The sequence below is a fragment of the Yinghuangia sp. YIM S09857 genome, assembly GCF_051388915.1.
Lineage (GTDB): Bacteria > Actinomycetota > Actinomycetes > Streptomycetales > Streptomycetaceae > Yinghuangia.
In genome coordinates this window covers 539359-559042 of the sequence record NZ_JBPKBH010000005.1, presented here as the reverse complement: position 1 = coordinate 559042, position 19684 = coordinate 539359, and the positions used below count along the sequence as shown (strand labels likewise).

Genomic DNA, 19684 nt, shown 5'->3' with positions numbered 1-19684 from the left:
CCCGGGCGGGCAGTGCGGCACGCCGGAGGCGGGCCGCCTTGATCCAGTAGAGATTAATTCGGCAGTTGATCTGTTCGGGACTCAATGACGCGTTGGTGAGTGGCAGGTGGGCCGCGGCCGGGGGCACCCAGGTCCGGGAGGTGTGGTGAGTGGCAGGCGTCGTCACGGACCGCGTAGGGGGGTCGGGGGAAGGACGGAACTTCCCCCGGATCGACCGGAGGTCGATCGGCGCGGTACGCGTCCACGGACCGGCGGTGGGTGTTCTGGGATCCTGCGGCGCCCGGCCTGCGCGTGCTGGCTGATTCGCCCGCTGGTCGGCGGGGCGTCGCTAGCGTCTTCGCATGGCTCGGGATCTGACGCCGGAGGCGGCGTTCACGGTGGAGCATGCGCGGGCGATCCTGCCGGACGTCTGTGCTGACGCGGGGCTCTCGGCTGAGGGTGCGGTGCTGCTGCGGTTCGGGGAGAACGCGGTCTTCCGGCTGGCTGAGCCGGTGGTGGTTCGGGTTGCTCGGTCGGCGGGGTTGCTGGCTGAGGCCGAACGGTCAGTTCGGGTGGCGGAGTGGCTGGAGGGAGCCGACTATCCGGCGGTCCGGGTCAGCCCGGGAATTCGGCAACCGGTCGCTGCTGCCGGGCGGGTGGTGACGTTCTGGGGTGCGGTCGGCGAGGAAGAGCGGTTCGTGAACGCGGGGCAGCTGGGGGAGTTGCTGGCTCGGCTGCATGCGCTGGAGATTCCGGTGGGGTTGGGGCTTCCGCGGTTGGATCCGCTGGCTGACACGCTTCGGAGGTTGTCTGCTCTGTCGGCGTTTGGGCGGAGTGATCTCGCGTTTCTGGCGGCGCGGGCTGAGGAGCTGCAAGCGCGCTACGAGGAACTGGAGTTTGTGCTCCCGGCTGCGGTCGTCCATGGGGATGCGCATGTGGGGAACGGCTTGTTGGATGCGGATGGGCGGCCGGTGCTCATTGATCTGGACGGGTTCGCAGTGGGCCCGCGGGAGTGGGATCTCGTGGTGCCGGCGCTGTACGCCGATCGGGTCGGATGGCACACAGAGGCTGAGTACGAGGCGTTCGTCCAAGCCTACGGATTCAACGTCATGAACTGGGATGGCTATCCGGTCTTGGCGGACATTCGGGAGCTGGACATGGTCGTGTGGCTCGCGCAAAACGTCGGCCATAGTGCAGACGTCGCGGCAGAGGTGGCTCGGCGGATCGCGGACCTGCGTGGCGGAGCGGGGCGTCGTGGTTGGCGTGCGTTCTGACCGCAATCAGGCGAGGGGGAGGCTTGGGCTCCATGGCTGATCTTTGATGGCAGGAGTACGGAATCGCACACGGCCCGGTACGGTCGGCTGGTGGCTACCGAAGACGAAGACACCTCGTCCGCCTGGGTTGTTCATGGCGAGCGGATCATCTATGACAACGAGTGGATGCGCGTCTTCCTGACGGATGTTGAGCTTCCGGACGGGGACCGGTTCGAGCACCACGTGATCAAGCTGAGAGCTGCGGCGATGGTGGTCCTGATCGATGATCAGGACCGGGTGCTGATGATGTGGCGGCATCGGTTCGTGTCGGACCGGTGGGGGTGGGAGATCCCGGGCGGCCTGGTCGACGAGGGGGAGGACCCTGAGGAGACGGCGCTGCGGGAGCTGTTGGAGGAGACCGGGTATCGGCCCAAGACGTTCCGGCACGTGACGCGCTTTCAGCCCATGGTCGGCATGGTCGACTCGTGGCATGACGTGTTCGTCGGCGAGGGCGCGGAGAAGATCGCAGAGCCGACGGAGATCACGGAGATGGCGCGCATGGAGTGGGTGCCGATGAGTGAGATCCCGGATCTGATCGCGCGGGGGCGGATCTGGAACTCGGGTGTCCTCATTGGGCTGTTGCACGTGTTGGCGTCGCGGAACGCTGCGATCGATGCGGTGTCAGACGCGGGCTGAGAGGCGTACGTAGCGGCGCCGTTGGCGGGCTGAGCCAGCGACGGTGATGAGCTTCTGAGCCTCGGTGAGGTGGGTCTTTGCTTCGTCGGTGCGGCCTTGCGCGATGAGCGCTTCGGCAAGGTCGCACCGGAGGCCGGCGGATGCGCGGGTGAAGCCGTCCATCCCGGCGAGTACCTCGGTGAGGTTGTCGATGATCTGGCTGTCCCCGAGTTGGACGAGGCAAGAGCCGCGCCAGCGTGCGAGGTGCACGAGGTTGAGCGCCAGGTAGGGCAGGTCCGGGTCTTCGGAGTCCGCGGGGAGCGCGGATGCCGCCAGGTCCATGCAGCGGAGTGAGTCGAGTTCGCGGCCGAGTGCGGCGTGTGCCTCGGCCTCGGCCGCGTGCAGCCAACTGTGCATGAGTTGGGGGAGGCTGTTGCGGTTCGCAGCGTGGGCGAACTCGATGAGCTGGAGGGCGCTTTCGGCCTGTCCTAGCTCCAAAAGCACGTAGGCCTGTTCCGCGGTGGCGAACGCTTGAATGCTCGGGTCGTTGGCCATCAAGGCGGCGGCCTTGGCGCGCTCGAAGTGCTCCCAGGACTGGTGGAGCGCGCCGGTGTCGATGCCTTGCCAGCCAGCGAGGGCGGACGCGTCGGCGAGGACGTGGGCGAGTCCGGCGCGTTGGGTGGGCAGCATCGCGTGTTTGAGGAGTTGGTCTACCTGGCCGATGTGGGCTGCCATTTCGTCGGCGACGGTGGCGGCTCCGAGTCGACGGTCTTTCAGGCGGATGGCGTTTGTCTGGAAGCGGAAGACGTCCAACAGCTCGTCGTCGACTTCGCGGGCGCTGTCGAGTCGCGACATGAGTTCGATGAGCTGGGGGTCTGGTGTGCCCCAGGCCGGTTCGTTCGGTGTGTTGAAGCCCAGGTCGTCGGGCTCCATGTCGAACACGGCGCATAAGAGTGCCTGGTAGCGCTCGTCTGGGATGCCCTTGCCGTTCTCCCAGGCGGAGATGCGGCGCTTGAGGCTGTCATCGCCCGGAAGCATGAAGCCGTGGCGTGCTGCGGCTGCCCGCATACGGCTTCGTACGTCGTGTTGGATCCAGCCGCGCTCGTTCCGGGCCTGCCGCAATCGGCGAGCGTAGGGCGGGAGTTCGTTGCTGGTCATGCCGTGTACCCCCGTAGTGGACGAGGGGGACGCGTCCCCCTGGTCACCTCCGTGTCATCTTCCGCGCGCACCACTCCGAGGTCAACTCTGGACGCACCGTGAGCAACGATTTGGTGGCCCGGAGGGGGCGAGTGAAGTGCGCAGGATGACGGCGAGAGGGATGGTGTGGCTGTCGCGAGCAGCCGACGATCCCAGAGCCTGTCAGAACCAGTGGTATCTGGAACCGGATGTCTCGCAACTCGTGGGAACGGGACGTCTTTTCGACGTAGTCGCGATGCCCATGGGTCTCGGCCTGGCGGTGCTTGACCGCATGCAGCGGGACGAGCGCTGCGTGGTCGGATCCGTCGTGGTGAGCCTGCGGCGTTCCAAGGTCGGCTACCTCGTGGGTCCTGGGTCGGCGCCCGTCTGGGCGGACTGCGTGTCTGACGCGGGCGGGGGACTCTCGGGGAGCCGGGCGTTCGGCAAGGGCGGATATCTGCTGGCACCGGGCCCTTCGGCCACGTCGGAGGCCCGAGCCTGGTGGCAGCGCGGTCCTGCTGGCGACCCCGATGACCTGACCACGCTCACGAGCCTGGCTGATGCGTTGGCGGCAGTTGGCCGCTGTTCGGACTTGAACACCGCCGACCTGATGTCGGTCGTCGGCATTTCTGGCGGACGTTAAGGAGCGGCGGACATGGCGGACAAGGATCCCGAGCGTTCGCACGCGGCGGACGGCGATGCTTGGCACGACGCGCGGCAGGCAGTGATGGAGCTGCGTGACGTGCTGATCGCGGCGGGGATGGAAACGGAGTTCAAGTTCCTGACCGCGGATGTGAATGCGTTCGGGCGCGGCATCGTCAGCCTCGGTCGGATCAGTCCCGCGGCAGCTCGGCGTCTGGCGCGCTTGCTTCGCGTCGCGCGGGAGGCAATGGGGGATGAGGCGTTCGCGACGGGGATCAGTGAAGGGGGCGAGGATCGTGGCTGATGAGGGTGAGCCTCGGGCGGAGATCTTCAAGCCGGATGTTCCCTACGTGCGTGGGTGGAAGGACGCCCGCAGCGCTGCTTGCGAGTTGGCTGAGGAGTTGCGGCTGCTGGGCTTCACGGATGACTTCGCGTACTTGCAAGGCGACGTGAGCGCGATGGGCTCGGGCTTCGTCAGCCTCGGCAAGGTCATGGCTGACACGGCTGCCCGGTTCGCGGACGCGCTTGCACTCGGGCTGTGCGTGGAGATCGCGGAACTGCCCTGCGCGGACGAGTCTGCGCCGAGCGACCAGCGCGGCTCCGGCTGACTCTTGGACTCCGGCCTGCGGCACGTCCCCCTGAACGAGCCTGATGGGCCGGAACTGCGGACCCCCTCTCGACCGCCATCGAGAGGGGGTCCGTCTGCGTGGGGGCCGGTCATCCGCTGACTGTGTAGGTGATTTCCAGATCGTCGCCAGGGATCTTGAACTCCTCCAAAACGAGGGGGCGTTCGTCCTGGTTGAGGGTGACCCGGAGAATCTGGAACAGCGGGACGCCCTCGGCGAGACGCAGCGTCGTCGCCTCGTCCGGCATCGGCATGCGGGTGCGGACGTGCTCGACCCAGTGGAGTTCGTGGCCCAGGGCTTCGAGGATCGGGAACAGCGCTGGTGCGGGCGGCGGAGCGGCCTCCTCGTACTCGGTGCCCACCAGCACGGAGAACGGCACGTAGGTGCGGTGGGTCTCCCGCAGGCGCCCGTGTTCGGCGGTGTGGACTTCGTCGTACGTGAACATCGGCTCGCCCGGTGGGATGCGGAGCAACTCGGCGAGGGCTAGCGGGGCGTCGGTGCGCGTGGCTGTGGGCTCTCCTTGGATGTTCCAGCGGATGGCGTCTGCCTCCATGTAGCGGCCGTCGTGCCCGCGACGTACGCCGCGGGGGCGGGTGATGTTCGGGCGGGCGTGAGGGGAACGGACGAAGGTGCCGCGTCCCATCGATGCCTCAACGAGGCCGGCGGCGCGAAGCTCGCTGATGCCCTGGCGGACGGTGGGGCGGGTCACGCCGAACTCCTTGGCGAGTACCTCTTCGCTGGGGAGGGCTTGGCCGGCCACGTACGTGCCATCCAAGATCCGCTCCCGTAGGAACTCGGCGATCACGCGGTATTTGGGCTTCTTGTCCGCGCGTTCCATGGTCGCTCCCTCTGCCGATGGTCGGCCTGCTGCGCATGCCGTGCTACGGGGGCTAGCGTCCCGCATGCCAAAGAGCTTGACAACCCGAACTACGGGTTGCATCCTGAATTCACCCGTACTTCGGGATGACATCTGAAAGGCTTTCGGGTGTCAGATGAGCTGGAGGGAGACCAGCGGAGATGGCGATCAAGGGTGCAATTCCGGTGGCGTTCGGCGACGTGTTCCCGGTGGGGGCGTACGCGACGAAGGTCGAGCCGGTGTCCGACTTCGAGGCATCGAAGGGCGGCGTGCAGGTTCAGGCGCGGGACAAGGCGACGGGCCTGCCGATGTGGGCGGTGACGGTGTCTGACCCGGACCCGGAGGCACGCGAGGGGTCGATCAAGGTCAAGATCCCGGCGTCCGTAATGCCGGTCCTGCCGGACGAGTTGCCCGGACTGCCGTTCCGGCCGGTGGAGTTCGAGGGGCTGACGGTCACGCCGTGGGTCAACGGCGCGGGGAGGCTGGCGTACTCGTTCCGCGCGGCGGGCCTGCGGGCCCCGATGGGTGTGGGTGGCAAGGCGGCGGGCAAGGCGGCCTGACCGCAAGTGAGTTCATGTGTGCGGCCCCGGTGCCCCGTGACTTTGGCGGGTCTGGGCACCGGGGCCGCTCCCGATCTAGAGACCTGACGATCCTTTGAAGGGGTTCCTCAATCATGGCAACGTTCCAGCGCCTTGGGTGGCGTGGGGCCGCGTTCGTTGCGGCGGTGGTGTTCCTGGTCTACTCGCTCGCTGAGTTGGCGGTCGGCTCGACCATTGCGACGTGGGCGTTTGTATTCGTCGTGCTGGTGGTGGCGCGGTGGTGGTTCTTCTCGTTCTCGGCGCGAATACGGCGTGGGTGGCCGAAGCTGTCCAAGGCGCTGGGGTTGTGGCAGCAGGATCCGATCAGGCGGCTGAACGAGGAGTTTTCGTACGCCTGGCCCAGCATCACGAAGGTGAAGCAGGTGCCCGGCGGCTACTTGGTGCGGGTCCGGCTGCTGCCCGGCCAGACCCCCGCGAACATCGGTGACCACACGGACGGCATCGCGCACGCGTGGAAGGTGTTCCGCGTCGACGCGACGTCGCCCACACGCGGGGTCGTGGAGTTGCGGGCGTGGCTGACGGATCCGCTGGACAAGCCGTTCGGTCCGGCGGAGATGGGCATGCCGGGCTTGGCGAACCGACCGAAGGTGCCTGCTCCTCGTACGGCTAAGGCACTGTCGGCTCCGGCGGCGGATCCGTGGGCGCCGAACTACGCCTCGGTGGAGCTAGGGCGCTGTGACGACGGTTCGCCATGGGTGCTGCGGCTGCATGGGACCCATGTCCTGGTCGCGGGCGTCACTGGGGCCGGCAAGGGCTCGGTGTTGTGGGGCGTGACTCGCGGTCTGCTCCCCGCGGCGCGTGCGGGCCTGGTGGAGCTGTGGGCGCTGGACCCCAAGCGAATGGAGCTGTCATTCGGCCGCGCGCTGTTTCAGCGGTACTCCAGCGACCCGACCGAAATGGTCGAGATGCTGGAAGACGCCGTGCGCGAGATGTCCGCGCGGGCCGATCGTTTCGCGGGTGTCGTCCGCAAGCATGAGCCGTCGTCGGACTGCCCGTTCGTGGTCGTCGTCGTCGATGAGCTGGCCTTCCTGACCGCGTACCAGCCCGATCGCGACCTGCGGAAGCGTGCGGACGCTGCGATAGCAACGCTGACCAGTCAGGGCCGCTCGGTCGGGTTCTGCGTCCTCGGCGCACTCCAGGATCCCCGCAAGGAGGTCATGAACCTCCGCAACCTGTTCCCCGACCGGATCGCGCTGCGCCTGGACGAACCCACCCAGGTCGACATGGTGTTGGGGTCTGGTGCTCGGGATCGCGGGGCGACGGCGGACTTGATCTCTCCGGTTCCGGAGGTCGGTGCGGGCGTCGGCTATGTGAAGCGGGAGACGCAGCCTGAGCCGGTGCGGGTGCGGGCGGCGTACGTGTCGGATGCGGACATCGCTGCGATGGTCCGGGACTTCCCCGTGGGCGGTGCGGCATGAGCGGGCGGTCGTCGGCGGGTATGGCGCGGGTGGCGGTGGCGCTGCGGTGCTTCGCGGATTTCGTGGCGGCGCGTCCGGGGCTGCCGTTCTTGGTCGCGCTCCATGTCGAGTGGTCGCACGTGACCGGGCGGTGGGCGATCAAAGGCCAGTTGCACGGTGACGGTGCGGCGGCGGACTTGGAGCGCTGGGCACTGGCTCTCGATGACCCTTCGGTGACCTCGTACGAGTCGGAGGGCTACTACGTCGGGCCGCACGAGCACCGTGAGGTGCACGGCACCGTGCACGGTCACCAGGTCTCGGTCTGGGCACACCTGCCCATCCGGGGCGGCGCATGACGGGCCGGATGACGCGGGTGGAACGGGCCCGCATGCCCTTCGCGAAGGAGGTCGTGCGGGCCGCTGCCCTCGAAAACGGGGTGTGCGTGCGGCCGGTGGCACTGCGGCGAACGGACATCACCACGGGCCAAGTGGAGATCGTGGACGTGCCGTGCGGGGCGACGCTGGCGAGCGCGTGTCCTTCCTGCGCGGAGCGCAAGCGGCAGCTTCGGATGGCGCAGTGCCGCGAGGGATGGCACCTGACCGAGGAGCCGGACCTCACCGCGGACGAACCGAACCAGACGCAGACGTGGCTCGCGGAGATCCGCGCGGACCTGACGAGGGACCACGACGTGGCCGGCAGGGGTGAGCGCGAACAGCTCGCCGCGGACCTGGTCGCGGTCGACGAGGAGATTGAACGCGCGGGCGTACGCGGGAAGGTCGATCCGGACAAGGCCACGCGCCGGGTGCGGTCGACACGTCGGCGCCAGGATGCGGCGGATCTGCCTCGACGTCCGGTCGACGCTCGGACGGTTGGAAAGGCCTTCACTGCGCCGGACGGGAAGACGTTCCGACCGTCGTTGTTCGTCACGCTCACGCTGCCGTCGTACGGGCGGGTTCGGTCCGACGGGACACCGGTGGATCCGGCGAAGTACAGCTACCGGCAGGCCGCGCGGGACGCGTTGCACTTCTCCAAGCTGGTGGACCGGTTCGTGCAGAACCTGCGGCGGTTCGTCGGCTTCGACGTGCAGTACTTCGCCGCGGTCGAACCCCAACGGCGGCTCGCGCCGCACGTCCACCTGGCGATCCGAGGGACGGTCTCGCGGGCGGAGCTGCGGCAGGTCGCGGCGGCCACGTACCACCAGGTGTGGTGGCCACCGTGCGACGAACCGCTGTACGTCGGCGATTCGGTGCCCGCGTGGGACCACGAACACGAGACGTACACCGACCCGGAGACGGGTGCCGCATTGCCTTCGTGGGACGAAGCGCTCGACGACTTGGGCGCGGATGCGAAACCGGTCCACGTTGCCCGGTTCGGGGTCCAGGTCGACGCGAAGGGTGTGCTCGTCGGCTCGGCGGACGCGCGGCGGTGCATCGGCTACCTGGCGAAGTACCTGAACAAGTCGGCGCACGAGTGTCACGAACCGCAGAGCGACACCGAACGCGCTCACGTAGACCGGCTGACGGATGTGCTGCGGTACGAGCCGTGCTCGCCCGCGTGCGCGAACTGGCTGCGGTACGGGGTGCAACCCAAAGGGGCACGGGACGGGATGCGGCCGGGGCACTGCAAGGCCAAGTCACATCGGCGAACGCACCTGGGCTACGGAGGCCGGCGGGTCCTGGTGTCGCGGAAGTGGTCGGGCAAGACGCTCGCGGACCACAAGCACGAGCGGCGGGCCTGGGTGCTGGACCTGGTCGGCGAGACGGCCGACCGCGGCGACGACACGGACCGCTACGTCTGGGAGCACGCGCGACCATCCGATCCGGACGTGCCCTCGATCTCCCACCGCCTCTTACGAGCGGTCGCCGAACGCGTGCGCTGGCGCTCCGCACTCGACGAAGCGAAAGCACGCGCAGACGGACAGCTCGACAGTTCGGCAACTCGGGGGAGGGCGGCATGACAGTTCGGAAGATGACAGCGCGGGTCGAGTTGATGACGGTGCCGGAGGTGTTGGCGGAGCTGAACGACGTGTCGCGCCGTACGTTCTACCGCTGGCGCGAACTGGGGACTGCCCCGCAGTGCCTCAGGCTCCCGAACGGCGAACTTCGCGTGCGACGTGATGACTTCGTGGCGTGGCTCGACAATCGGATGGAGCGTGCGGCGTGAGCGGCAACAAGTCCTATCGGGTCCGCATCTGGTCGGCTGTGCTGAACAAGACGGCCAAGAAGCCCACGTATCAACTGCGCTGGAAGGTTGACGCCAAGCCGTTTTCGCGGACGTTCACCACGAAGGGGCTGGCGGACCGTTTCCGGGCGCGGCTGCTTCGGGCGACTGAGGACGGAGAGCCCTTCGACACGACGACCGGCCTTCCCGACTCGATGACAGAGGCCAAAGCGGCGGCGTCGTTCCTGTCGTTCGCGCTCGCCTACATGGATATGAAGTGGCCAGACGCGGCGGCGAAGTCGAGGGCCAGTATGACCGAAACGCTCATGACCGCGCTGCCGGCGTTCGTCCGCGATGTCAGCGGCCGACCGGACACCACACTCCTGCGGCATGCCATGCGTCGGTACTTGCTGCCTCCGCCGTGCCGCGGTGCGGAGCGTCCCGGGGACGTGGCCAGGGCGATTGCCTGGCTCGAAAAGGCCTCGTTGCCGGTCGCCGATTTGAAGGAGGCCAAGCACATTCACGATGTGCTGGACGCGCTGGGCCGGAAGCTCGACGGGACTGCGGCGGCGGCCGAGACGACCAGGCGCAAGCGGTCCGTGCTCTACAACGTCCTCGACTACGCCGTAGAGCTGGAGCACCTGGCGGCCAATCCGATCGACAAGGTCAAGCGCAAGCGCATCAAGCTCACGGAGGTCGTGGACCGGCGCTCAGTGGCCAACCCGCAACAGGCGCGGGAACTGCTCACGGCCTTGTCGTACGTGGGCGGCCACAAGCGGGCAGGCGGTAGGAAGCTCGTCGCGTTCTTCGGGGTCATGTACTACGCGGGGACGCGGCCGGCTGAAGCGGTCGGCCTGCGACGCCAAGACTGCGAACTCCCCGCGACCGGCTGGGGTCTGATCACGCTGCACCGCACGCGACCGACCGTCGGCAAGCTCTGGACCGACTCGGGCGAGAGCCACGACAACCGCGGTCTGAAGCAACGGGGTGAGAAGGACACACGGCCCGTGCCCATCCCGCCCCTCCTCGTCCGGATGCTGCGCCAGCACATCGACACGTTCGGGACGCACAAGGACGGTCGACTGTTCCCGAGTGAGAGGGGCAGCGTCCTGGCCTCCTCGACGTACTACCGGACCTGGCGCGCGGCCCGCGGCATCGCGCTCACGCCTGACCAGGTCGCCTCGCCGCTCGCTGCGCGGCCGTACGACCTGAGGCATGCGTGCGCGTCGCTGTGGCTCAACTCCGGAGTCCCGGCCCCAGAGGTCGCGAACCGGCTCGGGCACTCAGTTGATGTGCTGCTGTCGATCTACGCCAAGTGCATCGATGGGCAGCGCGACACGATCAACAGGCGCATCTCGGAAGCGCTCGGGGACGACGGTGACGCGGACGACCTTGAGGACAGTGAGTGATCAACGACCGAACCAAGCAAGGGCCCTGGATCTCTTCCGGGGCCCTTACGGCTGTCTGCGGTCATATCGCGCTGACGCCGAATGCAGGGCGTGACCTGCGGAAACGAGCCCAAGATCATTGCGCGTATATATCGCGATCACTGTCCTACGGCTGCTTCGGGCGGCACGAAGTGGCGTACGCCTGGGATCTTGAATCGTCGCCGGAAAGGCGAAACCGCCAGGTCAACCACGGTTTTGGCTGCTGGCGGTGATCGAGCTTGGGGTGCCCCTGGCAGGATTCGAACCTGCGCACACGGCTCCGGAGGCCGTTGCTCTATCCCCTGAGCTACAGGGGCTCGATGTGCGAGAACACTACCAGTTTGATCGGGGTGGGTGCGCCGGGGTTTTGGGGGTGTGGGGGCGGGGGTGGGGCGCGCGGAGGGGGTGGGGGGTTAAAGGTGGGGTGGGAAGTCGGGTTTTGGCGCGGCGGGGTGGGGCGGCGGCTTAGGGTCTTGGGGTGGGCGGTAGGCCGGGGGTTCGGGCCGGGCGGGTGCTTGTCGTGGACGACGACGAGGTGATCCGGCGGCTGATCAGCGTGAATTTGCAGATGGAGGGCTTCGAGGTCTCCACTGCGGTGGACGGTGAGGAGTGCCTGGGGAAGGTGCACGATGTGCGGCCTGATCTGGTGACTCTGGATGTGATGATGCCGCGGCTGGACGGGATCCGGACGGCGGCTCGGCTGCGGGCGGATCCGCGGACCCGGCATCTGAAGATCGTGATGATAAGTGCGTGTGCCCAGAGCGCGGACATCGCGCGGGCCCGGGAGGCCGGGGTGGACGCGTACCTGACGAAGCCGTTCGATCCGGACCAGTTGATAAGGGTGGTTCGGGGGTTGTCGTTCGGTTGACTTCGCTCGCAGACGCCCCATAGTGAGAACCTGCTCACGGTGCGGGGGTTCGCGACTGCTTCGCTCCTCGGGTGCGTGTACGTCGGCCCGTCCGTTCGGGGGATGGTGGGGCGAGGCTGTGGATACCGAGGGGCGTCGGGGGGACGAGGTCGCTTAGGCTTGGGTTCCGTGACCCCCGAAGAACTTTCCCAGGCTGTGTTGTCGGCGGTTCGTGCGTCTGTAGAGGCGGGCGAGCTGGATGTTGCGGTGCCCGAACAGGTGACGGTCGAGCGATCGAAGAACCGTGACCACGGGGACTACGCGACGAACGTGGCGTTGCAGCTGGCGAAGCGCGCGGGGAAGCCGCCGCGGGACGTCGCCGGGATCCTGGCGACGCGGCTGGCGGCGGTGGACGGGGTCGCGTCGGTGGACGTGGCCGGTCCCGGGTTCTTGAACGTGACGCTGGACGCCGCGAGCGCGGGGGCGCTGGCGCGGACGATCGTCGAGGCCGGTGCGGCGTACGGGCGCGGGGAGGGGCTGCGCGGGCTCAAGATCAACCTTGAGTTCGTGTCGGCGAACCCGACCGGGCCGATCCACATCGGCGGCGTGCGGTGGGCGGCGGTCGGCGACTCGCTGGGGCGGATCCTGCGGGCGGCCGGCGCGGATGTGAGTACGGAGTACTACATCAACGACGCCGGTGTGCAGATCGACAAGTTCGGGGCTTCGCTGATGGCGGCCGCGAACGGGCGTCCGGTTCCGGAGGACGGGTACGTCGGCGCGTACATCAACGACATCGCCGCGGACATCGTCGCCGCCGAACCGGATGTGCTGACGAAGCCGGAGGACGAGCAGAAGAAGGTCTTCACGGCCGTCGGCCTGCGGCTCATGGTCGCGGAGATCCAGCGGTCCATGGAGGAGTTCGGCGCGCACTTCGACGTGTGGTTCTCGGAGAAGAGCCTGCACGACTCCGGCGCCGTGGAGAAGGCCATCGAGCGGCTGCGCGCGCAGGGCCACGTGTTCGACGACGGCGGCGCGATCTGGCTGCGGACCACGGATTTCGGGGACGACAAGGACCGGGTGCTCATCAAGAGCGACGGCGAGACGACGTACTTCGCGTCGGACGCCGCCTACTACCTGGACAAGCGCGACCGCGGCAACGAGGTCTGCGTCTACATGCTGGGTGCCGACCACCACGGGTACGTCGGGCGGCTCAAGGCCATCGTGGCGTGTGCGGGCGACGACCCGGAGCACAACATCGAGGTGCTCATCGGGCAGTTCGTGAAGATGCTGCGGGGCGGTGAGGAGGTCCGCATGTCGAAGCGGGCCGGCAACATCATCACCATTGATGACGTAGTGGAGTGGATCGGTGTCGACGCGGCCCGGTATTCGCTGGCACGGTCCTCGACGGATTCGACGCTGACCCTCGACATCGACCTGCTGACGAGCGCCGCGCGCGAGAACCCGGTGTACTACGTGCAGTACGCCCACGCGCGCACCTGCTCGATCATGCGGAACGCGGCGGCGGCCGGGGTCGACAAGGGCTCCGCGGACGCCTTCAAGCCCGAACTGCTCAACCACGAGCTGGAGTCGACGCTGCTGGGCGTCCTCGGCGAGTTCCCGCAGGTGGTCGTGAAATCGGCGGAGTGGCGCGAGCCGCACCACGTGGCGCGCTATCTGGAGCAACTGGCCGGGGCGTACCACCGCTTCAACGACAGCAACGACAACCGCGTGCTGCCGTACGGCGACGACGAGCCGACCGACCTCAACCGGGCGCGGCTGTGGCTGGTCGAGGCGACGCGTACGACGATTGCGAACGGCCTTGATCTGCTTGGGGTTTCGGCTCCCGAGAGGCTGTAAACCGAAGCCCCGAGGTCCCGAAAGCCCCGAGGCCCCGAGAGGCCCGAGGCCCCGAGAGGCCCGAGAGGTCCCGGGTCGGCGCGCGAGCACGGGCAAGCGAAGCAAACACATAGCACCGCACAGGGGAGCATCCGCACCATGAGCAGGTCCGCACACCCCGCCGGTCCCCGGCATGCCGACGTCCTGCCCGAGGGCCACGCCCTCCCGGCGCCCGAGGACCTCAACGCGCTCGACCCGAAGGTGTGGTCGCTGACGACAAAGCGTGCGGATGACGGCGCCGTGACCGTGGCCGGTCTCGATGTCCGGGACCTGGCACGGGAATTCGGCACCCCCGCCTACATCCTGGACGAGGACGACCTGCGGTCCCGCTGCCGGGCGTGGAAGGACGCGTTCGAGGGTGCCGACGTGTTCTACGCCGGCAAGGCGTTCCTCTGCCGCGCGCTCGTGCGGTGGATCGCTGAGGAGGGCCTGAACCTCGACGTGTGCTCGGGCGGCGAGTTGGCCGTGGCGCTGAGCGCGGGCATGGACCCCGCCCGCATCGCGTTCCACGGCAACAACAAGTCGGCGGCCGAGATCGACCGGGCGATCGAGGCGGGCGTCGGACGCATCATCGTCGACTCGTACGAGGAGATCGCCCGCGTCGCCTTCGCCGCCGAGCGCCGCGGCGTGACGCAGAAGGTCCTGGTCCGCGTCACCGTAGGAGTCGAGGCGCACACCCACGAGTTCATCGCGACAGCACACGAGGACCAGAAGTTCGGGCTGTCGGTGAGCGACGGCAAGGCCGCCGAGGCGGTACGCCGCGTCCTCAAGCTCGGCTCCCTCGAACTCCTGGGCCTGCACTCGCACATCGGCTCGCAGATCTTCGACACCGCGGGCTTCGAGGTCTCGGCCCGGCGCGTCGTCGCGTTGCTCGCCGCGATCCGCGACGAGCACGGCGTCGAGCTCCCGGAGATCGACCTCGGCGGCGGCCTCGGCATCGCGTACACGAGCGCCGACGATCCGCAGCAACCCGCAGACATCGCCAAGCAGTTGACTGCGATCGTCGAGCGCGAGTGCGCCGCCGCGAACCTGCGCGTGCCGCGCCTGTCGGTCGAGCCGGGACGCGCCATCGCGGGCCCGAGCACGTTCACGCTCTACGAGGTCGGCACGGTGAAGCCGCTCGAAGGGCTGCGCACCTACGTCAGCGTCGACGGCGGCATGTCCGACAACATCCGCACGGCGCTGTACGACGCCGAGTACGACATCGCCCTCGTGTCCCGCAGCAGCGACGCCGAGCCGATGCTGTCGCGCGTCGTCGGCAAGCACTGCGAGTCGGGCGACATCGTCGTACGCGACGCCTACCTGCCCGCCGACCTCGCCCCCGGCGACCTGGTGGCGGTGCCCGCGACCGGGGCCTACTGCCGGTCGATGGCGAGCAACTACAACCACGTGACGCGCCCCGCGGTGGTCGCGGTCAAGGACGGCCAGGGCCGCGTCGTCGTGCGCCGCGAGACGGAGGAAGACCTGCTCAGGCTGGACGTCGGCTGACCGGGCCCGCGGCGGACACCCGCTGCCGCCGATGGCCCGGCCCGCCCCGGACACCAGCCGCCGCCGCACCCCGCGGAACGCCCGCCGGACCGGAAAATCTCGCGTGACCCCGGGGTGTCCCGCACAAGAATTCCCGTCTCGGATCCTGGACGGGCGTGGGATCGGCGGGTGATCCCGGCGAGACTGGCCGGATCAAGGGCGCCGCACCGCCCGCACGGCGGAGGCACCCTGAGATAGACGAGAAGTCCTTGATGAAGCGAGGTCGGATGATGCGTACGCAGCCGCTCAAGGTGGCGCTGCTCGGTTGTGGTGTGGTGGGTTCCGAAGTGGCCCGCATCATGACGACGCACGCGACGGACCTCGCCGCCCGCATCGGAGCCCCCGTCGAGCTGGCCGGCGTCGCCGTACGCCGCGCCGGCCGCGAGCGTCCCGGCATCGACCCCGAGCTGTTCACGACCGACGCCGAGTCGCTGGTCAAACGCGACGACATCGACGTCGTCGTCGAGGTCATCGGCGGCATCGAGCCCGCCCGCACCCTCATCCTGACCGCGATGGAGCACGGCGCCTCGGTCGTCTCGGCCAACAAGGCGCTGCTCGCCGAGGACGGCGCGACGCTGCACGCGGCCGCCGCCAAGTACGGCGTCGACCTCTACTACGAGGCGTCCGTCGCGGGCGCGATCCCGCTGCTCCGCCCGCTGCGCGAATCCCTCGCGGGCGACAAGGTCAACCGCGTGCTGGGCATCGTCAACGGCACGACCAACTTCATCCTCGACCGCATGGACTCCACCGGCGCGGGCTTCGCCGAGGCGCTCGACGAGGCCACCCAGCTCGGGTACGCCGAGGCGGACCCCACCGCGGACATCGAGGGCTTCGACGCCGCCGCGAAGGCCGCGATCCTTGCCGGGCTGGCCTTCCACACCCGGGTGACCGCCGCGGACGTCTACCGCGAGGGCATCACCGAGGTGACCGCGGCCGACGTGGCGAGTGCCAAGAGCATGGACAGCGTGGTCAAGCTGCTCGCGATCTGCGAGCGCAGCGCCGACGGCACGTCCGTCAGCGCGCGCGTGCACCCGGCGATGATCCCGAGGTCGCACCCGCTCGCGTCGGTACGCGAGGCGTACAACGCGGTGTTCGTGGAGTCCGAGGCGGCCGGCAGCCTGATGTTCTACGGCCCGGGCGCGGGCGGCGCGCCGACCGCGAGCGCGGTGCTCGGCGACCTGGTGGCCGTGTGCCGCAACAAGCTTTCCGAGACCACGGGGCCGGGGGAGTCGGCGTACGCCAACCTCGTGGTCCGGCCCGTCGGGCAGGCGGTCACCCGCTACCACCTGAACCTCGACGTCGCGGACAAACCCGGCGTGCTGGCCCAGGTCGCGGCCGTGTTCGCCAAGCACGATGTGTCGATCGACACCGTCCGGCAGCAGGGCCGCGACGGTGATGCGACACTCGTCATCGTCACGCACAGTGCGACCGACGCCGCCCTCTCGGCGACCGTCACCGAACTGCGCGGACTCGACATCGTCCGTGACATCGCCGGCATCATGCGGGTGGAAGGGGAATGACGACCGTGAGCGCGGTGGACAACGCGGTGAACCCGGGGACCGAGATCGGCGCCCAGAACGGGACCGTACGCGCCGGACAGACCCGTCAGTGGCGGGGTGTCATCGAGGAGTACCGGGACCGCCTCCCGGTGTCCGCGTCGACCCCCGTCGTCACCCTTCGCGAGGGCGGCACGCCGCTCGTGCCGGCCCAGGTGCTCTCCGAGCGCACGGGCTGTGAGGTGCATCTCAAGGTCGAGGGCGCCAACCCGACCGGGTCCTTCAAGGACCGCGGCATGACGATGGCGATCTCGCGGGCCAAGGAGGAGGGCGCGCGGGCGGTCATCTGCGCGTCGACCGGCAACACGAGCGCGTCGGCGGCGGCGTACGCGGTGCGGGCGGGCATGGTCTGCGCGGTGCTGGTGCCGTCCGGCAAGATCGCGCTGGGCAAGATGGGCCAGGCGCTCGTGCACGGCGCGCGCATCCTCCAGGTGGACGGCAACTTCGACGACTGCCTCACGCTGGCGCGCGATCTCGCCGACAAGTACCCGGTGGCACTGGTGAATTCGGTCAACCCGGTGCGCATCGAGGGGCAGAAGACGGCGGCGTTCGAGATCGTCGACATGCTCGGCGACGCGCCGGACATCCACGTGCTGCCGGTGGGCAACGCCGGCAACATCACCGCCTATTGGCGCGGGTACCAGGAGTACGCGAAGGACGGCCTCGCGGCCCGTCGTCCGCGCATGTGGGGCTACCAGGCGGCCGGTTCGGCGCCGATCGTGAACGGCGCGCCGGTCACCTCGCCGCAGACGATCGCGACCGCGATCCGCATCGGCAACCCGGCCTCGTGGGACTTCGCGCTCGCCGCGCGCGACGAGTCCGGCGGCCACATCGATTCGGTGACGGACCGTCAAATCCTGTCTGCGTACCGGCTGTTGGCCTCGCAGGAGGGCGTCTTCGTGGAGCCCTCGTCGGCCGCGAGCGTCGCGGGCCTGCTCAAGGCCGCGGAGCTCGGGCTGGTCGACCCCGGGCAGCGCATCGTCTGCACGGTGACCGGCAACGGCCTCAAGGACCCGGACTGGGCGGTCGCGGGCGCCCCGAAGCCGATCGTCGTCCCGGTCGACGCGGGAGCCGCGGCGGCACAGCTCGGCCTCGACGCCTGACGCCTCGGGCGATCGGCGAGGCGGCGTCCGGCCGACATGCGCCGCGGCGGCAGAGTTCGGCCTCGACGCGTGACGCCTGACACCTGCGGCGACCGGCGAGGCGGCCCCGGCCGACACCGCCCCGCGCGAACCGCGGAACGGCGATGGCCGGAAAGCACCCCCCGCACCTGACCTTGGGAGGGCGACGCGCACACGCGTCGCCCTCCCAAGGAGGCGGACGGGAAGGTCGGGAGGCTGCGGTTGCCGTGGACGAGGCGGCCGTGACTCCCTGCGAACTCGCGGGGCCCGCCCTGCCTGGTGACCACCGCNCCCCCCCCCCCCCCCCCCCCCCCAAGGAGGCGGACGGGAAGGTCGGGAGGCTGCGGTTGCCGTGGACGAGGCGGCCGTGACTCCCTGCGAACTCGCGGGGCCCGCCCTGCCTGGTGACCACCGCGCGAGGGCGCAGGCGTGGCGGGAGTGTGTGCGGTAACCGCGGGCTCCCGGTTGGGGAAGAGTGCAGGTCCTGTGCGGGACTGTGCGCCGTGACCGCGGGCTCATTCCTTCCCGGGCGCCCGGTTGCGGGAGGTCCGCAGGTCTCGTGCGGGGCGGGCGTGCGGGTGGCGGGACACGTCCTTGCGACCTCGTGCCCAGTCCCGGAGAAGCCCTGACCTGCCGCTCTGCCGCCGCGTCGAGATGGGTGCCGGGTGGGAAATCCGGGAAATCGCGTGGGCGCGGCGTGCCGCAGGCAAACGTCCTTTCGCTACGCTGAACCCCTGACGCGGCTTTGCGACCGTCCGTACGGTCCGCGCCCGTCGTATCCGCCGTCCCCAGTGCCGATCCCCCAGTGCCGGACGCGGCCCACCATTCACCGTGTCCTTCGAGGCGTCTGCCGGGACCCCACGAGGAGGAGTGTCCACACCTGATGGCCGGTCCTGCTTTCCGCGCCGCCCCCGTCCGGGTGCGTGTTCCCGCGACGAGTGCCAACCTCGGCCCCGGTTTCGACGCCTTCGGGCTCGCCCTCGGCCTCTACGACGACGTCGTCGTCCGCATCGCCGACCGAGGGCTCTCGATCGACATCGCGGGCGAGGGCGCCGACAATCTGTCGCGCGACGAGAACCACCTTGTCGTACGCGCCCTGCACGCCACCTTCGAAGCCCTCGGCGGACGCCCCGCCGGGCTCGAAGTGGTGTGCGCCAACCGCATCCCGCACGGCCGCGGCCTCGGTTCGTCGGCCGCCGCCATCTGCGCGGGCGTCATCGCCGCCCGGGCGCTGACCATAGGCGGGGCCGAGCGCCTGGACGACGCCGCCGCGCTCGGCGTCGCGTCCGCGCTCGAAGGCCATCCGGACAATGTCGCGGCCTGCCTGTACGGCGGCTTCACCACCGCGTGGACCGACGAGGACGGTCCGCACGCGGTACGCGCCCTGCCGCACGCCGACATAGCGCCCGTCGTTTTCGTGCCGTCCACCCCGCTGTCCACCGAGGTCGCCCGCGGGCTGCTGCCCGCCCAGGTGCCGCACGCCGAGGCCGCGATCAACGCGGGCCGTGCCGCCCTTCTGGTGACCGCGCTCACCACCCGTCCGGACCTCCTGCTCCCCGCCACCGAGGACCGGCTGCACCAGGACTACCGCTCGCCCGCGATGCCCCACAGCGCCGAGCTGGTCGGTAAACTTCGAGGTCAGGGACACGCCGCCGTGATCTCCGGGGCAGGCCCCACGGTGCTCGCCCTGGTGACCGCCGAAAGGGTGGACGAGGTCATCGGCGCCGCCGACTCCGGCTGGGTCGCGACCCGGCTGGACGTCGATGCGGAGGGGGCCGGCGTCCTCCCGCTCGGGTAGCAACTCGTGTGGCAGCACTGCGGGTACGGCCGCGGGGACGGCCGTGCACACGGTTGGGCGTACGGCTGTCGGCGGCCGGGTAGGCATGTCGGTGGGGCACCCGGTGGACTGGTCCACCGGTGCCCGGGACGGCCGCCCGCGCGGAGATC

At 69.3% G+C, this 19684-nt stretch carries 19 protein-coding genes and 1 tRNA gene; 17 read left to right on the top strand and 3 right to left on the bottom strand.

The genetic code is table 11. The annotated features are described in order from the left end of the window. Positions 1-341 precede the first annotated feature (341 nt). Complete coding sequence (locus ACRX5S_RS13875; RefSeq protein ID WP_436773190.1) at positions 342-1253, top strand: phosphotransferase enzyme family protein; 912 nt, start codon at positions 342-344, stop codon at positions 1251-1253. Between the two features lie 90 nt (positions 1254-1343). Continuing rightward, the gene (locus ACRX5S_RS13870) at positions 1344-1928 is read left to right on the top strand and encodes an NUDIX hydrolase (RefSeq protein ID WP_436773189.1); all 585 of its coding nucleotides are present in this window, start codon (positions 1344-1346) and stop codon (positions 1926-1928) included. On the opposite strand, the gene ACRX5S_RS13865 is transcribed toward ACRX5S_RS13870, so the two are convergent. After that, entirely contained in the window at positions 1914-3065 is a 1152-nt protein-coding gene (locus ACRX5S_RS13865) for an XRE family transcriptional regulator (RefSeq protein WP_436773188.1), read from the bottom strand. The two genes, ACRX5S_RS13870 and ACRX5S_RS13865, sit on opposite strands and share 15 nt — an antisense overlap. A gap of 160 nt (positions 3066-3225) precedes the next feature. Here ACRX5S_RS13865 and ACRX5S_RS13860 point away from each other — a divergent pair, with 160 nt between their 5' ends. The 3 genes from ACRX5S_RS13860 to ACRX5S_RS13850 are packed head-to-tail and all read left to right on the top strand — an operon-like array spanning position 3226 to position 4333. Next, entirely contained in the window at positions 3226-3726 is a 501-nt protein-coding gene (locus ACRX5S_RS13860) for a hypothetical protein (RefSeq protein WP_436773187.1), read from the top strand. Between the two features lie 12 nt (positions 3727-3738). Further along, positions 3739-4029 carry a hypothetical protein gene (locus tag ACRX5S_RS13855; RefSeq protein WP_436773186.1) on the top strand — a complete coding sequence of 97 codons (291 nt, stop codon included), beginning with the start codon at positions 3739-3741 and terminating at the stop codon, positions 4027-4029. Further along, positions 4022-4333: a hypothetical protein gene (locus tag ACRX5S_RS13850; protein WP_436773185.1), complete on the top strand. Its 312-nt coding sequence runs from the start codon at positions 4022-4024 to the stop codon at positions 4331-4333. Before ACRX5S_RS13855 ends, ACRX5S_RS13850 begins: the two co-directional genes overlap by 8 nt. A 109-nt stretch (positions 4334-4442) precedes the next feature. On the opposite strand, the gene ACRX5S_RS13845 is transcribed toward ACRX5S_RS13850, so the two are convergent. Beyond that, a complete protein-coding gene (locus tag ACRX5S_RS13845; protein WP_436773184.1) occupies positions 4443-5189 on the bottom strand; it encodes a GntR family transcriptional regulator in 747 nt (248 codons plus the stop codon). 179 nt (positions 5190-5368) lie between these two features. On the opposite strand from ACRX5S_RS13845, the gene ACRX5S_RS13840 reads away from it, so the two are divergent. The 6 genes from ACRX5S_RS13840 (at position 5369) to ACRX5S_RS13815 (ending at position 10772) form a co-directional block, all read left to right on the top strand. Next, positions 5369-5767: a plasmid replication, integration and excision activator gene (locus ACRX5S_RS13840; RefSeq protein ID WP_436773183.1), complete on the top strand. Its 399-nt coding sequence runs from the start codon at positions 5369-5371 to the stop codon at positions 5765-5767. Between the two features lie 113 nt (positions 5768-5880). Continuing rightward, positions 5881-7224, top strand: coding sequence for an FtsK/SpoIIIE domain-containing protein (locus ACRX5S_RS13835; RefSeq protein ID WP_436773182.1), 1344 nt, complete (start codon positions 5881-5883; stop codon positions 7222-7224). Further along, positions 7221-7559: a hypothetical protein gene (locus ACRX5S_RS13830; RefSeq protein ID WP_436773181.1), complete on the top strand. Its 339-nt coding sequence runs from the start codon at positions 7221-7223 to the stop codon at positions 7557-7559. Before ACRX5S_RS13835 ends, ACRX5S_RS13830 begins: the two co-directional genes overlap by 4 nt. 32 nt (positions 7560-7591) lie before the next feature. Further along, the gene (locus ACRX5S_RS13825) at positions 7592-9160 is read left to right on the top strand and encodes a replication initiator (RefSeq protein WP_436773180.1); all 1569 of its coding nucleotides are present in this window, start codon (positions 7592-7594) and stop codon (positions 9158-9160) included. Beyond that, entirely contained in the window at positions 9157-9366 is a 210-nt protein-coding gene (locus ACRX5S_RS13820; protein ID WP_436773179.1) for a helix-turn-helix transcriptional regulator, read from the top strand. The genes ACRX5S_RS13825 and ACRX5S_RS13820 overlap by 4 nt, the downstream gene beginning before the upstream one ends. Next, positions 9363-10772, top strand: coding sequence for a tyrosine-type recombinase/integrase (locus ACRX5S_RS13815; RefSeq protein WP_436773178.1), 1410 nt, complete (start codon positions 9363-9365; stop codon positions 10770-10772). The genes ACRX5S_RS13820 and ACRX5S_RS13815 overlap by 4 nt, the downstream gene beginning before the upstream one ends. A gap of 263 nt (positions 10773-11035) precedes the next feature. Here ACRX5S_RS13815 and ACRX5S_RS13810 read toward each other — a convergent pair. Beyond that, positions 11036-11107, bottom strand: a tRNA-Arg gene (locus ACRX5S_RS13810). 194 nt (positions 11108-11301) lie between these two features. On the opposite strand from ACRX5S_RS13810, the gene ACRX5S_RS13805 reads away from it, so the two are divergent. The 6 genes from ACRX5S_RS13805 (at position 11302) to thrB (ending at position 19535) form a co-directional block, all read left to right on the top strand. After that, the gene (locus ACRX5S_RS13805; protein WP_436773177.1) at positions 11302-11658 is read left to right on the top strand and encodes a response regulator; all 357 of its coding nucleotides are present in this window, start codon (positions 11302-11304) and stop codon (positions 11656-11658) included. 168 nt (positions 11659-11826) lie between these two features. Then, positions 11827-13494, top strand: a complete 1668-nt coding sequence (gene argS, locus ACRX5S_RS13800; RefSeq protein ID WP_436773176.1) for an arginine--tRNA ligase — start codon at positions 11827-11829, stop codon at positions 13492-13494. A gap of 138 nt (positions 13495-13632) precedes the next feature. Next, positions 13633-15021 carry a diaminopimelate decarboxylase gene (gene lysA / locus ACRX5S_RS13795; protein ID WP_436773175.1) on the top strand — a complete coding sequence of 463 codons (1389 nt, stop codon included), beginning with the start codon at positions 13633-13635 and terminating at the stop codon, positions 15019-15021. Between the two features lie 266 nt (positions 15022-15287). Continuing rightward, positions 15288-16580 (top strand): homoserine dehydrogenase, encoded by a 1293-nt coding sequence (locus ACRX5S_RS13790; protein ID WP_436773218.1) that lies wholly within the window; start codon positions 15288-15290, stop codon positions 16578-16580. Next, entirely contained in the window at positions 16577-17719 is a 1143-nt protein-coding gene (gene thrC, locus ACRX5S_RS13785) for a threonine synthase (RefSeq protein WP_436773174.1), read from the top strand. Before ACRX5S_RS13790 ends, thrC begins: the two co-directional genes overlap by 4 nt. Positions 17720-18620: 901 nt before the next feature. Then, a complete protein-coding gene (thrB, locus tag ACRX5S_RS13780) occupies positions 18621-19535 on the top strand; it encodes a homoserine kinase (protein ID WP_436773173.1) in 915 nt (304 codons plus the stop codon). The last annotated feature ends 149 nt before the right edge of the window (positions 19536-19684 follow it).

Bases quoted from the DNA above. Each gene is read 5' to 3' on its own strand.
- ACRX5S_RS13875 (WP_436773190.1), top strand. From the start codon at position 342: ATGGCTCGGGATCTGACGCCGGAGGCGGCGTTCACGGTGGAGCATGCG.
- ACRX5S_RS13820 (WP_436773179.1), top strand. From the start codon at position 9,157: ATGACAGTTCGGAAGATGACAGCGCGGGTCGAGTTGATGACGGTGCCG.
- ACRX5S_RS13830 (WP_436773181.1), top strand. From the start codon at position 7,221: ATGAGCGGGCGGTCGTCGGCGGGTATGGCGCGGGTGGCGGTGGCGCTG.
- ACRX5S_RS13835 (WP_436773182.1), top strand. From the start codon at position 5,881: ATGGCAACGTTCCAGCGCCTTGGGTGGCGTGGGGCCGCGTTCGTTGCG.
- ACRX5S_RS13865 (WP_436773188.1), bottom strand. From the start codon at position 3,065: ATGACCAGCAACGAACTCCCGCCCTACGCTCGCCGATTGCGGCAGGCC.
- ACRX5S_RS13855 (WP_436773186.1), top strand. From the start codon at position 3,739: ATGGCGGACAAGGATCCCGAGCGTTCGCACGCGGCGGACGGCGATGCT.
- thrC (WP_436773174.1), top strand. From the start codon at position 16,577: ATGACGACCGTGAGCGCGGTGGACAACGCGGTGAACCCGGGGACCGAG.
- lysA (WP_436773175.1), top strand. From the start codon at position 13,633: ATGAGCAGGTCCGCACACCCCGCCGGTCCCCGGCATGCCGACGTCCTG.
- ACRX5S_RS13790 (WP_436773218.1), top strand. From the start codon at position 15,288: ATGATGCGTACGCAGCCGCTCAAGGTGGCGCTGCTCGGTTGTGGTGTG.
- ACRX5S_RS13845 (WP_436773184.1), bottom strand. From the start codon at position 5,189: ATGGAACGCGCGGACAAGAAGCCCAAATACCGCGTGATCGCCGAGTTC.
- thrB (WP_436773173.1), top strand. From the start codon at position 18,621: ATGGCCGGTCCTGCTTTCCGCGCCGCCCCCGTCCGGGTGCGTGTTCCC.
- ACRX5S_RS13825 (WP_436773180.1), top strand. From the start codon at position 7,592: ATGCCCTTCGCGAAGGAGGTCGTGCGGGCCGCTGCCCTCGAAAACGGG.
- ACRX5S_RS13840 (WP_436773183.1), top strand. From the start codon at position 5,369: ATGGCGATCAAGGGTGCAATTCCGGTGGCGTTCGGCGACGTGTTCCCG.
- ACRX5S_RS13860 (WP_436773187.1), top strand. From the start codon at position 3,226: ATGGTGTGGCTGTCGCGAGCAGCCGACGATCCCAGAGCCTGTCAGAAC.